Source organism: Mucilaginibacter sp., assembly GCF_041088075.1.
GTDB lineage: Bacteria > Bacteroidota > Bacteroidia > Sphingobacteriales > Sphingobacteriaceae > Mucilaginibacter_A.
Window position 1 is genome coordinate 47427 of record NZ_JBGCVY010000014.1, and the last position, 12331, is coordinate 59757.

Annotated in this window: 17 protein-coding genes; 15 read left to right on the forward strand and 2 right to left on the reverse strand. The window is 39.0% G+C overall.

All coding sequences use genetic code 11. The features are described from left to right. The first annotated feature begins 2 nt into the window (after nucleotides 1-2). The 14 genes from rplR (at nucleotide 3) to dnaK (ending at nucleotide 9607) form a co-directional block, all read left to right on the forward strand. Nucleotides 3-353 (forward strand): 50S ribosomal protein L18, encoded by a 351-nt coding sequence (rplR, locus tag V5804_RS02215; protein WP_369589737.1) that lies wholly within the window; start codon nucleotides 3-5, stop codon nucleotides 351-353. Between the two features lie 13 nt (nucleotides 354-366). Next, nucleotides 367-885 carry a 30S ribosomal protein S5 gene (gene rpsE / locus V5804_RS02220; RefSeq protein ID WP_369589738.1) on the forward strand — a complete coding sequence of 173 codons (519 nt, stop codon included), beginning with the start codon at nucleotides 367-369 and terminating at the stop codon, nucleotides 883-885. Between the two features lie 6 nt (nucleotides 886-891). Then, nucleotides 892-1071: a 50S ribosomal protein L30 gene (gene rpmD / locus V5804_RS02225; protein WP_369589739.1), complete on the forward strand. Its 180-nt coding sequence runs from the start codon at nucleotides 892-894 to the stop codon at nucleotides 1069-1071. A 4-nt stretch (nucleotides 1072-1075) separates the two neighbouring features. Further along, the gene (gene rplO, locus V5804_RS02230) at nucleotides 1076-1522 is read left to right on the forward strand and encodes a 50S ribosomal protein L15 (RefSeq protein ID WP_369589740.1); all 447 of its coding nucleotides are present in this window, start codon (nucleotides 1076-1078) and stop codon (nucleotides 1520-1522) included. 6 nt (nucleotides 1523-1528) lie between these two features. Continuing rightward, nucleotides 1529-2872 carry a preprotein translocase subunit SecY gene (secY, locus tag V5804_RS02235; protein ID WP_369589741.1) on the forward strand — a complete coding sequence of 448 codons (1344 nt, stop codon included), beginning with the start codon at nucleotides 1529-1531 and terminating at the stop codon, nucleotides 2870-2872. 18 nt (nucleotides 2873-2890) lie between these two features. Beyond that, nucleotides 2891-3682, forward strand: a complete 792-nt coding sequence (map, locus tag V5804_RS02240; RefSeq protein ID WP_369589742.1) for a type I methionyl aminopeptidase — start codon at nucleotides 2891-2893, stop codon at nucleotides 3680-3682. 63 nt (nucleotides 3683-3745) lie between these two features. Then, nucleotides 3746-3964 carry a translation initiation factor IF-1 gene (gene infA / locus V5804_RS02245; protein ID WP_013665023.1) on the forward strand — a complete coding sequence of 73 codons (219 nt, stop codon included), beginning with the start codon at nucleotides 3746-3748 and terminating at the stop codon, nucleotides 3962-3964. 1 nt (nucleotide 3965) lies between these two features. Beyond that, nucleotides 3966-4082 carry a 50S ribosomal protein L36 gene (gene rpmJ / locus V5804_RS02250; protein WP_369589743.1) on the forward strand — a complete coding sequence of 39 codons (117 nt, stop codon included), beginning with the start codon at nucleotides 3966-3968 and terminating at the stop codon, nucleotides 4080-4082. A 63-nt stretch (nucleotides 4083-4145) separates the two neighbouring features. After that, nucleotides 4146-4523: a 30S ribosomal protein S13 gene (gene rpsM, locus V5804_RS02255; protein WP_299289815.1), complete on the forward strand. Its 378-nt coding sequence runs from the start codon at nucleotides 4146-4148 to the stop codon at nucleotides 4521-4523. Between the two features lie 61 nt (nucleotides 4524-4584). Further along, nucleotides 4585-4974 (forward strand): 30S ribosomal protein S11, encoded by a 390-nt coding sequence (gene rpsK, locus V5804_RS02260; protein WP_369589744.1) that lies wholly within the window; start codon nucleotides 4585-4587, stop codon nucleotides 4972-4974. A gap of 63 nt (nucleotides 4975-5037) precedes the next feature. Then, nucleotides 5038-5646, forward strand: a complete 609-nt coding sequence (gene rpsD / locus V5804_RS02265; RefSeq protein WP_369589745.1) for a 30S ribosomal protein S4 — start codon at nucleotides 5038-5040, stop codon at nucleotides 5644-5646. Nucleotides 5647-5729: 83 nt separating this feature from the next. Next, the gene (locus tag V5804_RS02270) at nucleotides 5730-6722 is read left to right on the forward strand and encodes a DNA-directed RNA polymerase subunit alpha (protein ID WP_369589746.1); all 993 of its coding nucleotides are present in this window, start codon (nucleotides 5730-5732) and stop codon (nucleotides 6720-6722) included. Nucleotides 6723-6823: 101 nt separating this feature from the next. Next, nucleotides 6824-7384 (forward strand): 50S ribosomal protein L17, encoded by a 561-nt coding sequence (gene rplQ / locus V5804_RS02275; RefSeq protein ID WP_369589747.1) that lies wholly within the window; start codon nucleotides 6824-6826, stop codon nucleotides 7382-7384. Nucleotides 7385-7687: 303 nt separating this feature from the next. Continuing rightward, a complete protein-coding gene (gene dnaK, locus V5804_RS02280) occupies nucleotides 7688-9607 on the forward strand; it encodes a molecular chaperone DnaK (RefSeq protein ID WP_369589748.1) in 1920 nt (639 codons plus the stop codon). A gap of 83 nt (nucleotides 9608-9690) precedes the next feature. Here dnaK and rdgB read toward each other — a convergent pair whose 3' ends face one another. After that, nucleotides 9691-10272, reverse strand: a complete 582-nt coding sequence (rdgB, locus tag V5804_RS02285) for an RdgB/HAM1 family non-canonical purine NTP pyrophosphatase (RefSeq protein WP_369589749.1) — start codon at nucleotides 10270-10272, stop codon at nucleotides 9691-9693. An 8-nt stretch (nucleotides 10273-10280) separates the two neighbouring features. Next, nucleotides 10281-10796 carry a hypothetical protein gene (locus V5804_RS02290; protein ID WP_369589750.1) on the reverse strand — a complete coding sequence of 172 codons (516 nt, stop codon included), beginning with the start codon at nucleotides 10794-10796 and terminating at the stop codon, nucleotides 10281-10283. Nucleotides 10797-10965: 169 nt separating this feature from the next. Between V5804_RS02290 and V5804_RS02295 the strand changes: the two genes are divergently transcribed. After that, nucleotides 10966-12330: a peptidylprolyl isomerase gene (locus V5804_RS02295; protein ID WP_369589751.1), complete on the forward strand. Its 1365-nt coding sequence runs from the start codon at nucleotides 10966-10968 to the stop codon at nucleotides 12328-12330. The last annotated feature ends 1 nt before the right edge of the window (nucleotide 12331 follow it).

A 12331-nucleotide genomic window follows, 5' to 3' on the forward strand; every position in this document is an offset into this window, starting at 1 on the left:
TTATGTTAGGTAAATTATCAAGAAGAGAAAGAATAAAAAAAGGCATCAGAAAACGTTTGGCTGGTTCTCCAGAACGTCCGCGTTTATCTGTTTTTAGAAGCAACAAGGGTATTTATGCACAAGTTATTGATGACTTGTCCGGAAAAACTTTGGTTTCTGCTTCCTCTTTGTCCAAAGAATTTACAGCCGAAGGATCAAAATCAGATCAATCAGTTGCTGTTGGAAAATTGGTTGCAGAAAAAGCAATTGCTGCCGGTATTAAAGAAGTAGTTTTTGACCGTAACGGTTATTTATATCACGGAAGGATCAAATCTTTGGCAGAAGGTGCACGTGAAGGCGGTTTAATATTTTAATTCAATTAGCAAAATGTCATCTATCAATATAAAAAGAGTTAAATCAAGCGAGATTGAATTAAAAGATCGTTTGGTAAGCATCCAACGTGTTGCCAAAGTAACCAAAGGTGGACGTACTTTCAGTTTTTCGGCTATTGTTGTGGTTGGAGATGAAAACGGTGTGGTTGGTTATGGTTTAGGCAAGGCAAAAGAAGTAACCGAAGCAATTGCTAAAGGCATTGACGATGCTAAAAAGAACCTGGTGAAAGTTCCGATCATCAACAGCACTATTCCGCATGAGCAAATCGGTAAATTTTCCGGTGGTTTTGTGTTTATCAAACCTGCTGCTGTTGGTACGGGTGTAATTGCCGGTGGTGCCATGCGTGCCGTTTTAGAATCAGCAGGTGTGCACAACGTTTTGGCAAAATCAAAAGGTTCTTCAAACCCACACAACGTGGTAAAAGCTACTGTTTCGGCATTATCACAATTACGTGATGCGTACACGGTAGCACAACAACGCGGAATTGATTTAGGAAAAGTTTTTAACGGTTAATATAACATGGCTAAGATAAAAATAACACAGGTAAAAAGCGTTATCGACAGAAGCGAACGCCAAAAACTGACCATGAAGGCTTTGGGTTTAAGAAAAATCAGCCAAAGTGTTGAGGTAGAAGCCAACGATGCCATCATTGGTATGGTTCGTACAGTAAATCATTTGGTAGCCGTAGAAAATATTTAACATAATGAATTTAAGTAATTTAAAACCAGCAACAGGCTCTACAAAAACAAGAAAACGTATTGGTAGAGGTACAGGTTCTGGCCGTGGCGGAACTTCAACCCGCGGACATAAAGGTGCAGGTTCCCGTTCCGGTACTTCATCAAAAGTGGGTTTCGAAGGCGGACAGATGCCTTTGCAACGCCGTGTTCCGAAAGTTGGATTTAAAAATCCTAACCGTAAAGAATATGTAGGTATCAACTTAGATGTTTTGCAAGAACTGGTAGAAAAATTTAATTTATCTGCAGTTGATTTCGATGCATTAAAAACACATGGATTAGTATCCAGAAACGACTTGGTAAAAATTTTAGGCCGTGGTGAGTTAAAAGCTAAGTTAGAAGTGAAAGCACACGCTTTTACAGCGACAGCACAAAAAGCAATAGAATCAGCGGGTGGATCTACCGTTAAGTTATAAATTTCAATGAAGAAATTCTTCAACACACTTTCCAATATTTGGAAAATTGATGATTTAAGAGTGCGTATTATCAACACACTCTTATTTCTTTTAATATACCGTATCGGTTCTTTTATTACTATTCCAGGGGTTGATGCTAATGCAATTGATTCACAGAAGACAAGAGAAGGAGTTTTAGGTTTATTGAATATGTTTGCGGGAGGCTCTTTTTCAAGGTCTTCTATTTTTGCCTTAGGTGTAATGCCTTATATTTCTGCATCAATCGTAATGCAATTGTTGGGTATAGCTGTTCCTTATTTCCAAAAATTGCAAAAAGAGGGGGAAAGCGGCCGAAACAAGATCAATCAGTGGACACGTTATTTAACTATATTTATTACTGCACTTCAGGCAATAGGTTATGTTAAGTCACAGATTCCGCCTGAAGCTAAACTGTTCGGAGAACCTTTGTTTACCATTTCTTCGGTTTTTGTATTAACAGCAGGTACATTATTTGTAATGTGGTTGGGCGAAAAAATTACAGATAAAGGGATTGGAAACGGAATTTCACTGATCATTATGGTTGGTATTATTGCACAACTTCCTTTTGGTATATTGTCAGAATTTACTTCCCGCATTAGCGGAAACGGCGGGCCAATAGCCTTTTTAATTGAAATTGTGGCATTGGTTGCAGTAGTGATGTTTACGATCCTTATCGTACAGGGAACACGAAAAATTGCTGTACAATACGCAAAACGAATTGTAGGCAACAAGCAATATGGTGGGGTTCGCCAATACATTCCGCTCAAAGTTACTGCAGCAGGCGTTATGCCAATTATTTTTGCGCAAGCTTTGATGTTTATTCCGGCTACGGTTGCTTCGTTTTTTCCGAACGCTGCATCTAATGGCTTTTTAATGGCAGTTTCTGACTATACTTCTTTTACCCACAATATTATTTTTGCCATTTTGATTATCCTTTTCACTTATTTCTACACAGCCATTACGGTTAACCCTAACCAAATGGCTGATGACATGAAAAAGAACCAAGGTTTTATTCCAGGTGTAAAACCAGGTTTAATGACTTCAGAATACATTGATGCAGTGATTTCAAGGATAACTTTACCAGGATCAATTTTTCTCGCCATTGTAGCCATCATTCCTGCCATTGCATCAAAATTGGGTGTTAATAGTCAGTTTTCACGATTTTTTGGTGGGACATCTCTGATCATCTTGGTTGGTGTGGTTTTAGATACTTTGCAACAAATCGAAAGTCATTTATTGATGCGACATTATGATGGCTTAATGAAAACTGGCAGGATCAAAGGGCGTACTGCTATTCCTGTTGCTGCCGGAACAACACCACCCACAATTTGATTTTGGTTATTGCATATAATGCCTAAGATTAATTACAGAACTGCAGAAGAGATTGAGCTAATCAGACAAAGCTGCCAATTGGTTTCTAAAACGCTTGGAGAAATTGCCAAACTGATTGAGCCAGGAGTTAAAACGATAGAACTTAATAAAAGAGCCGAAACTTTCATTAGAGACAACGGTGGCGTTCCTGCATTTCTAAACTACAATGGTTTCCCTTTTTCTTTGTGTATTTCTCCAAACAATCAAGTAGTACATGGTTTTCCTGGGAAATATGAGTTGGTTCCAGGCGACATCATTTCTATTGATTGCGGTGTTGTAATGAATAAATATTACGGTGATTCCGCTTATACTTTTGCAGTTGGCGAGCCACGTGAAGAGATCAAGAAATTGATGCAGGTTACAATGGAATGTTTGGAATTAGGTATATCAAAAGCAGTACCCGGAATGCGGATAGGTGATGTAGGTTATGCAGTTCAGGAACACGCCGAGAAATTTCATTTTGGAGTGGTAAAAGAATTAGTTGGCCATGGTGTCGGAACCAAACTACACGAAAAGCCGGACGTTCCTAATTATGGCAAAAGAGGTTCGGGAATTAAGCTGGAAGAAGGAATGGTAATTGCCATTGAACCCATGATAAATGCCGGACGTGCCGGTGTAAGGTTTTGGGACGATGGTTGGACAATTTCTACTTCCGATGGTAAACCATCTGCCCATTATGAGCATACAGTTGCTGTAAAAAAGGGCAAAGCAGACATTTTAACCTCTTTTGAACACATTGAAGAAGTTTTAAAAGAAAAAATTAATAGTTAATAAAAAATTGTTAATTTTGCATCCCGCTTCAAAAATAGACAACGAAGTAGAAATCAATAAAATATGGCTAAACAAGCCTCGATTGAACAAGACGGTGTAATAAAAGAGGCATTATCTAATGCTATGTTTCGCGTAGAATTAGAGAATGGACATGAAATAATTGCTCACATATCTGGTAAAATGCGAATGCATTATATCAAAATTTTACCGGGCGACCGGGTTAAATTGGAAATGAGCCCTTATGATTTAACAAAAGGTAGGATCACTTATAGATACAAATAAAATGAACGTTAGGGCGTCTATTAAAAAAAGAAGCGCAGATTGCAAGATCATACGCCGTAAAGGAAAGCTTTACGTTATCAACAAGAAAAACCCAAAGTTTAAACAACGTCAGGGATAAATTAAACTTCCTGTAAATAATAGTAAGGATACTTCTTTTAACAGGCTAAATATTAAATAAAATATGGCAAGGATTGCAGGTATTGATTTACCAAGAAACAAAAGAGGCGAGATTGGTTTAACTTATATTTTTGGAATCGGCAGATCTACCGCTCAAAATATTTTGACCCAAGCTGGCATTGATTTTAGTGTGAAAGTTCAGGATTGGTCTGACGAGCAGCTAACTGCTATTCGTGGAATCATCAATGACCAAATTAAAGTTGAAGGTTCATTACGTTCTGAAGTTCAATTGAACATCAAACGTTTAATGGACATTGGCTGCTACAGAGGAACGCGTCATCGTAAAGGTTTACCATTAAGGGGACAACGTACCAAAAACAATTCGCGTACCCGCAAAGGAAAACGTAAGACTGTAGCTAACAAGAAAAAAGTTACTAAGTAATCATTAATTGTTAACAGCTTTTTGGTTTAATTGAACGAGCTGTTAATCATCAATCAATAAAATGGCTAAAACTAAAAAAGTTACCAAAAAGCGTATTGTTGTGATTGAGCCGGTAGGCCAAGCGCATATCAATGCTACTTTTAATAATATTATTGTTACGTTAACCAACAATAACGGACAAGCTATTTCCTGGTCTTCGGCAGGAAAGATGGGCTTTAAAGGTTCTAAAAAGAATACTCCTTACGCAGCCGGACAAGCAGCCGCAGATTGTGCCAAAACAGCACATGATTTAGGTTTGCGCAAAGTAGAGGTTTTTGTAAAAGGCCCAGGTGCAGGGCGTGAGTCTGCCATTCGTACTTTGCAAACATCTGGTATTGAAGTAACTACCATCCGCGACATTACACCGATGCCGCATAACGGCTGTCGCCCGTCTAAAAGAAGAAGAGTTTAATTAATCGATTTTAAAGCTAAGATTCAGTACTGTTTTTATACTGATACTTTAAAAAAACAAAAAATGGCCAGATATACCGGACCCAAGTCCAAAATTGCAAGAAGATTCAGAGAACCAATTTTTGGCCCTGACAAAGCATTAGAAAAAAAGAATTATCCTCCTGGCATGCATGGAACCTCTAAAAGAAGAGGCAAACAATCCGAGTATGCAGTACAGTTGATGGAAAAACAAAAAGTTAAATACACTTACGGTGTATTGGAACGCCAGTTTGAAAACCTGTTTCACAAAGCTTCAAGTAGCGTTGGCGTTACCGGTGAAATGCTTTTGAAATTATTAGAAGCACGTTTAGACAACGCAGTTTTTCGTTTAGGTATTGCGCCAACACGTTCTGCAGCCCGCCAGTTGGTTAGCCATAAACATATCACTGTAAACAACGAAACAGTAAATATTCCTTCTTACTCGTTAAGGGCTGGCGATGTAATTGCGGTTCGCGAAAAATCTAAATCTTTAGAAGCTATTACCAATACAGTAGCCGGAAGAAGGATAAACAAGTTTAGCTGGTTGGAATGGGATCCAAACAACCTGTCGGGGAAATTCCTCAACTATCCGCAGCGCGATGAAATTCCTGAAAATATCAAGGAAAACCTCATTGTCGAGCTATACTCTAAATAATATTATGATCATGTAATATAACCGGCAATTAGCCGGTTTTTACGTTTTCAATTTAATCATTTAAACATAACTAATAGTATATAATGGCCATATTAGCATTTCAAAAACCAGATAAGGTGATCATGCAGAAATCAAATGATTCTGACGGCACGTTTGAATTTCGTCCTTTAGAACCAGGTTTCGGTATCACTATCGGTAATGCTTTACGTCGTATTTTGCTTTCTTCGTTAGAAGGTTATGCAATTACCTCCGTTCGTTTTTCCGGGGTTACCCATGAGTTTTCAACTATGAAAGGTGTTGTTGAAGATGTTACCGAAATTATCCTAAACTTAAAACAAGTACGTTTTAAAAAAACCGGGGATTCTGGCGATAACGAAAAAATATTTGTCATCATCAACGGCCAGGACACTTTTAAAGCAGGAGACATTACAAAGTTTTCCAATAATTTCAGTGTTTTAAATCCTGAATTAGTGATTTGCAACATGGATTCTTCTGTAACTTTAGAAATTGAGTTTACAGTTGCAAAAGGCAGAGGCTATGTTCCAAGTGAAGAGAACAAAAATGCAGACGCTGTTGTCGGTGTTATTGCAGTGGATTCAATTTTCACTCCGATAAAAAACGTAAAATACGTTATCGAAAACTATCGTGTTGAACAAAAAACCGATTACGAAAAATTGGTTTTGGATATTGCAACCGATGGTTCTATCCACCCGGAAGATGCCTTAAAAGAAGCTGCAAAAATTTTGATCCAGCACTTTATGTTGTTTTCTGATGAAAACATGATGTTGGAAGCACAAACCAAAGAAGAAACCAAAGAAGTTGACGAGGAAATTTTGCACATGCGCAAAATCCTGAAAACGGAATTGGTTGATTTGGATCTTTCTGTTCGGGCTTTAAATTGCTTAAAAGCAGCAGACATCCGCACTTTGGCCGAATTGGTTTCTTACGATGTTGCTGATATGTTAAAGTTTAGAAACTTTGGTAAAAAATCACTGACCGAGATCCAGGATTTGGTGAAATCAAAAGGACTTTCTTTTGGTATGAACCTTTCAAAATACAAATTAGACGAAGAATAAAACCGGTTCCTGAAAAGGAACGGATTAGATAATTCATTGGCATAATTCCGCGGGTTTGAACCATCGCCCAACGGTATGCACGTGCAAAAAACAAATAAAAAATGAGACACGGAAAAAAAGTAAACCATTTAGGCCGCACCGACAGCCATCGCAAAGCGATGCTGGCAAATATGGCTTCTTCGCTTATTTTGCATAAGCGCATCACCACAACATTGGCAAAAGCAAAAGCTTTGCGTATGTATGTGGAGCCTTTATTAACAAAATCCAAAAACGATACCACACATTCCCGTCGTACTGTTTTTAGCTATCTAAAAGATAAAGAAACGTTAACCGTTTTATTTCGCGAAGTAGCCGAGAAAATTGCTACCCGCCCAGGTGGTTACACGCGTATTGTAAAAATGGAAAACCGTTTAGGCGATAATGCTGAAATGGCCATTATCGAATTGGTTGATTACAATACTGTTTATACCAAAGGAAATGCAGCAGCAACCGAAAAGAAATCAACCCGTCGTCGTGGTTCTGGCCGTGGCAACAAAGCTGACGGAAATGTTAACGCAGCAGAAGGCGGTATTGATTCTCCGGTAGATCAAAGCACACCGGCTACCACAATTCCGGATTCAACTTCAGCAGGTGAACCTTTAGCACCAGATGAAGAATTGTAAATAAAATTTGTCCTGATTAATGGATAAAAAGCCCTGATTTTTATCAGGGCTTTTTTTATGTGGTAAAAGAAGCATTGGCAAAATGCTTCTTTTACCACATAAAAATCATTGTATAACATGTAATTAACAAAAGGTTATAATAAATATGACAGGATGTCATTCTGAAAATCCTTCTTATGTGTTAAATTTAAGTAAAAACCTGTCAGCAAATACTAATTAAGAATAATTATGTTGCTTGGCACATGGCTTGTTGAATAAGATTTGAATTATTAAGCGAGAATCAAAATAAAAATCAATCATATTATGGCTAAAATTATTGGAATTGACTTAGGAACAACAAATTCCTGCGTGGCAGTAATGGAAGGGAACGAACCTGTTGTTATTGCTAATAGTGAAGGTAAACGTACTACACCTTCCGTTGTGGCTTTTGTAGATAATGGCGAACGTAAAGTAGGCGATCCTGCTAAACGCCAGGCAATTACAAACCCTACAAGAACCATTTCTTCGATTAAGCGCTTTATGGGAAACCAGTTTAACGAAGTTACCAAAGAAATCGAACGTGTTCCGTATAAAGTGGTTAAAGGTGATGGTAACACACCAAGAATCGTTATCGGAGACCGTAATTATACCCCACAGGAAATTTCAGCAATGATCCTTCAAAAAATGAAGAAAACGGCTGAAGATTTTTTAGGGACCGAAGTAACAGAAGCGGTTATTACCGTTCCTGCATATTTTAACGACGCACAACGCCAGGCTACGAAAGAAGCAGGCGAAATTGCTGGTTTAAAAGTTCGCCGTATCATCAACGAGCCAACTGCCGCCGCTTTGGCCTATGGCTTGGACAAAGCACACAAAGACATGAAAATCGTAGTTTTTGACTGCGGTGGTGGTACGCATGACGTTTCTGTGTTAGAATTAGGCGATGGCGTTTTCGAAGTAAAATCAACTGACGGTGATACACACTTAGGTGGCGATGACTTTGACCAGGTAATTATTGACTGGCTTGCTGACGAGTTTAAAAGCGACGAAGGCATAGATTTGCGTAAAGACCCAATGGCTTTGCAACGCTTAAAAGAAGCTGCTGAAAAAGCCAAAGTTGAATTATCAAGTACTACGCAAACCGAAATTAACTTACCTTATATTACTGCTGTTGATGGCATGCCAAAGCACTTGGTTAAAACCCTGACCCGCGCAAAGTTTGAGCAATTGGCTGATCCCTTGATTAAAAGAACGATTGAGCCTTGCCGTACAGCATTAAAAAATGCTGGTTACAGCACTTCCGATATTGATGAAATTATCCTGGTGGGTGGTTCGACCCGTATCCCTGCAATTCAGGAAGCTGTTGAAAAATTCTTCGGAAAAGCGCCTTCAAAAGGTGTAAACCCGGATGAAGTGGTGGCGATCGGTGCTGCAATCCAAGGCGGTGTATTAACCGGAGAAGTAAAAGACGTATTGTTGCTGGACGTTACCCCGCTTTCTTTGGGCATCGAAACAATGGGTGGCGTGATGACGAAATTGATTGATGCAAACACAACCATTCCGTCTAAAAAGTCAGAAACTTTCTCTACGGCTTCTGATAACCAGCCATCGGTAGAAATCCATATTTTGCAAGGTGAACGCCCAATGGCTGCCCAAAACCGCACCATCGGCCGTTTCCACTTGGATGGAATCCCTGCTGCGCCACGTGGCATTCCGCAAGTTGAAGTAACTTTTGATATTGATGCAAACGGAATCTTGAACGTATCTGCAAAAGATAAAGCAACCGGCAAAGAGCAGAAAATCCGTATCGAAGCTTCTTCCGGCTTAACTGATGCTGATATTAAGAAAATGAAAGACGAAGCTGAAGCAAACGCCGAAGCCGATAAGAAAGCAAAAGAAGAGGTTGAAAAACTAAACGCTGCCGATGCTTTGGTCTTTTCTACCGAAAAACAACTGAAAGAATACGGCGATAAAATTTCTGCTGATAAAAAAGCGCCAATTGAAGCTGGTTTAACCAAGCTAAAAGAAGCTTTTGCCGCTAAAAACTATGCAAATATGGATGCAGCCCAAACAGAACTGCAAACTGCATGGAACGCTGCATCAGAAGAAATGTATAAAGCAACGCAAGATGCAGGCGCAGGTGCGCAAGGTGGGCCAACTGCCGATGGCAACGCAAACGCAGGACAAACTGCTGCCAACGAAGCTGATTCTGTAACTGATGTTGACTTTGAAGAAGTAAAATAAGTTTGAACTGTTATAAATTGAAAAGCGCTTTTGGGATTTTCCCGAAAGTGCTTTTTTTATGTCGGTAAAAGAAGCATGGCGTTTTACTGTTGTTGCAGAAACGTAATCAGTTGCGCCATGGCTTTTCCCCGATGGCTGATTTTGTTTTTCTCTGATAAAGGCATTTCGGCGAAAGTTACCGGATAACCATCAGGCTGAAAAATCGGATCGTAACCAAAACCACTGTTTCCGGAAATTTCTGTACGTATTGTACCCGTAACCACGCCTTCAAACCAATGTTCGCGGCCTTTCCAAATCAAAGAAATAACGGTTTTGAATTGCGCTTTTCGGTCGGTAATGTCTTCCATTTGCTCTAAAACACATTCGATGTTGGCCTGATGGTTTCCGTGTTCGCCAGCATATCGCGCAGAAAAAACACCCGGATCGCCGTTTAAAGCTGCAATTTCCAAGCCGCTGTCATCAGCAAAACAATCTAAATTGTACTGCTGATAAATCCGTTGTGTTTTGATCGAAGCATTTTCTTTAAAAGTGGTTCCGGTTTCTTCAATTTCTTTTTCAAAACCCAAATCTTTCAGGCTTAATATTTTAAAACGGTTGCCAACCGCGTGTGCAACTTCTTCAACTTTATGCGCATTGTTGGTTACAAAAACAAGTTCTTTAATCATAATCATAATCATAACATTTTCATCGCTTCCCAAAAAGCTTTGGTTTTGTCTTTGTTGCCCAGCATTTCGGTAAAACTGTAGGTGTACAAAATTTGATAATTTGGCTCTTGATGGATTTCATTCAAAGTTGTTTGCGGCAAACCCAAATCTTCTGGATTCAACCCAAAACACACCAATTTTAGTGGCATAAAAGAAACATGCAATTCTTCGAAACTAATATTTGGATAAGCCGAAAAATCAACAATCGCCACATCATCAAAACTCATTTGCTTTCGCGCCAGCGTATTTTCCAAAGCTTTCAACTGGTTGTCGTTCAGTTTATGATCGGTCAAAATCAAAAAGTTTTTTAGGTTTTTTCCGATGAAAATAAATTCTGTTTTTGTCTTTTTTGGTAATTCTGCAACCGGTTTTTCAGGCGAGATGAGTTCCATGGGCTTTTCTTCCCATACCAAATCATTTTTGGTAAGGTACAAATCTTCGTTCATCAAAATCTGTAAGGCGGCTGCTTCTTCGGTTAGCATCATCAATTTTGGTTAAAATTAGTTAAACTGTTTTTGGCTTCCATATAATTTAAGGAATATTGCCGTTAAGTTATGTTGTATAATTTGTGCAGGTACGGATAATTTTTCCGAAATTTAACCAAATTATGCACGATAAAAACAGTAGGTGTATTTTTAAGAGAATAATTTTTATATGAGAAAATTTACCGTTTTGATCCTGTGTTTTGTGATGAGCGTGTTTACAGCTTTGGGTCAAAAAAAATCGTTAGATAAAGTTGCGGCCGTAGTTGGAAACAGTATTATTTTGAATTCAGACATTGAACACGAATACGATAATTATTTACTTCAGGGCAATCAACCAAACCCGACAATAAAATGTCAGGTTTTGCAGCAATTATTAACTCAAAAGTTGCTGACACAACAAGCCGTTATAGACAGTGTGATTGTAAAAGACGACGAAGTTGACAACGAGGTAGACCGGCGGATGCGAAGGTTTATCCAAAACGCAGGCGGGCAGGACAAGCTGGAAGCGTTTCTTGGAAAGTCTATAATTCAATACAAAGATGAAATTAGGCCGGACATTCGAGAGTTGTTGACTGCGCAACGGATGCAGCAAAAAATTACCGAGAAAGTTAGTGTTACGCCGCAGGATGTAAAAAATTATTTCAACTCGATCCCGAAAGACAGTTTGCCTTCTATCAACAAAGAGGTGGAGATTGCACAAATTGTTTTTAACCCAAAACTGACGAAAGAAGAAAAACAACTTTCGCGCGATAAAGCAGAAGCACTGCGTACCCGGATTAAAAACGGAGAAGATTTTGGCACGCTGGCAACTTTATATTCTCAAGATCCGGGATCAGCACCGGCAGGCGGCGATTTAGGTTTTTTTGATCGAAATATGATGGCCAAAGAATTTACGGCCATGGCCTTTAAGTTAAAAGCAGGGGAAATTTCTCCGGTTTTTGAAACAGAGTTTGGGTTTCACTTTTTGCAAGTAATTGAACGCCGCGGCGAACAAGTGCACGTGAGGCATATTTTGATTATACCGGCAATAACACAAGCTAGTTTGGACCGCGCCAAAATTAAAGCCGACAGTATTTACAAAGTAATCAAAACCAATAAAATTGACTTTTCAGCGGCTGCTTCTGCATTTTCTGATGATAACGAAACCAAGTATAACGGCGGTATGCTGTTGAATGCAGAAGATGTTCAAAACCGTTCAACTTTTATCCCGACAGATAAATTAGACCCGCAAGTTGCTTTGGTGGTAGATACAATGAAAGTTGGAAGCATGGCGCCACCTGCTTTGTTTACCACCCAAAAAAATGCCAAGGTTTATAAGATATTGTACCTGAAATCAAAAACCGATGCACACAAAGCCAACCTGGCGCAAGATTTTCCGAAATTGAAGGATGCTGCCTCTGAAACTAAAATCAATAAAACAGTAAGCAATTGGTTTGAAAAACGCCGCAAAGAAACGTACATTAATATTGACCCGGAGTATCAAACTTGTGATCAGCTTAAATCCTGGGTTGTTAACATAGCACAGGCAAAATAAT

What these genes read in the sequence shown, in the direction of transcription:
- rpsK (WP_369589744.1), top strand. Translation starts at nt 4,585, where the DNA reads ATGGCTAAAACTAAAAAAGTTACCAAAAAGCGTATTGTTGTGATTGAG.
- rpsD (WP_369589745.1), top strand. Translation starts at nt 5,038, where the DNA reads ATGGCCAGATATACCGGACCCAAGTCCAAAATTGCAAGAAGATTCAGA.
- infA (WP_013665023.1), top strand. Translation starts at nt 3,746, where the DNA reads ATGGCTAAACAAGCCTCGATTGAACAAGACGGTGTAATAAAAGAGGCA.
- V5804_RS02295 (WP_369589751.1), top strand. Translation starts at nt 10,966, where the DNA reads ATGAGAAAATTTACCGTTTTGATCCTGTGTTTTGTGATGAGCGTGTTT.
- V5804_RS02290 (WP_369589750.1), bottom strand. Translation starts at nt 10,796, where the DNA reads ATGATGCTAACCGAAGAAGCAGCCGCCTTACAGATTTTGATGAACGAA.
- rpmJ (WP_369589743.1), top strand. Translation starts at nt 3,966, where the DNA reads ATGAACGTTAGGGCGTCTATTAAAAAAAGAAGCGCAGATTGCAAGATC.
- rdgB (WP_369589749.1), bottom strand. Translation starts at nt 10,272, where the DNA reads ATGATTAAAGAACTTGTTTTTGTAACCAACAATGCGCATAAAGTTGAA.
- rpsM (WP_299289815.1), top strand. Translation starts at nt 4,146, where the DNA reads ATGGCAAGGATTGCAGGTATTGATTTACCAAGAAACAAAAGAGGCGAG.
- rplQ (WP_369589747.1), top strand. Translation starts at nt 6,824, where the DNA reads ATGAGACACGGAAAAAAAGTAAACCATTTAGGCCGCACCGACAGCCAT.
- rpmD (WP_369589739.1), top strand. Translation starts at nt 892, where the DNA reads ATGGCTAAGATAAAAATAACACAGGTAAAAAGCGTTATCGACAGAAGC.
- map (WP_369589742.1), top strand. Translation starts at nt 2,891, where the DNA reads ATGCCTAAGATTAATTACAGAACTGCAGAAGAGATTGAGCTAATCAGA.
- V5804_RS02270 (WP_369589746.1), top strand. Translation starts at nt 5,730, where the DNA reads ATGGCCATATTAGCATTTCAAAAACCAGATAAGGTGATCATGCAGAAA.
- rplR (WP_369589737.1), top strand. Translation starts at nt 3, where the DNA reads ATGTTAGGTAAATTATCAAGAAGAGAAAGAATAAAAAAAGGCATCAGA.
- rpsE (WP_369589738.1), top strand. Translation starts at nt 367, where the DNA reads ATGTCATCTATCAATATAAAAAGAGTTAAATCAAGCGAGATTGAATTA.
- rplO (WP_369589740.1), top strand. Translation starts at nt 1,076, where the DNA reads ATGAATTTAAGTAATTTAAAACCAGCAACAGGCTCTACAAAAACAAGA.
- dnaK (WP_369589748.1), top strand. Translation starts at nt 7,688, where the DNA reads ATGGCTAAAATTATTGGAATTGACTTAGGAACAACAAATTCCTGCGTG.
- secY (WP_369589741.1), top strand. Translation starts at nt 1,529, where the DNA reads ATGAAGAAATTCTTCAACACACTTTCCAATATTTGGAAAATTGATGAT.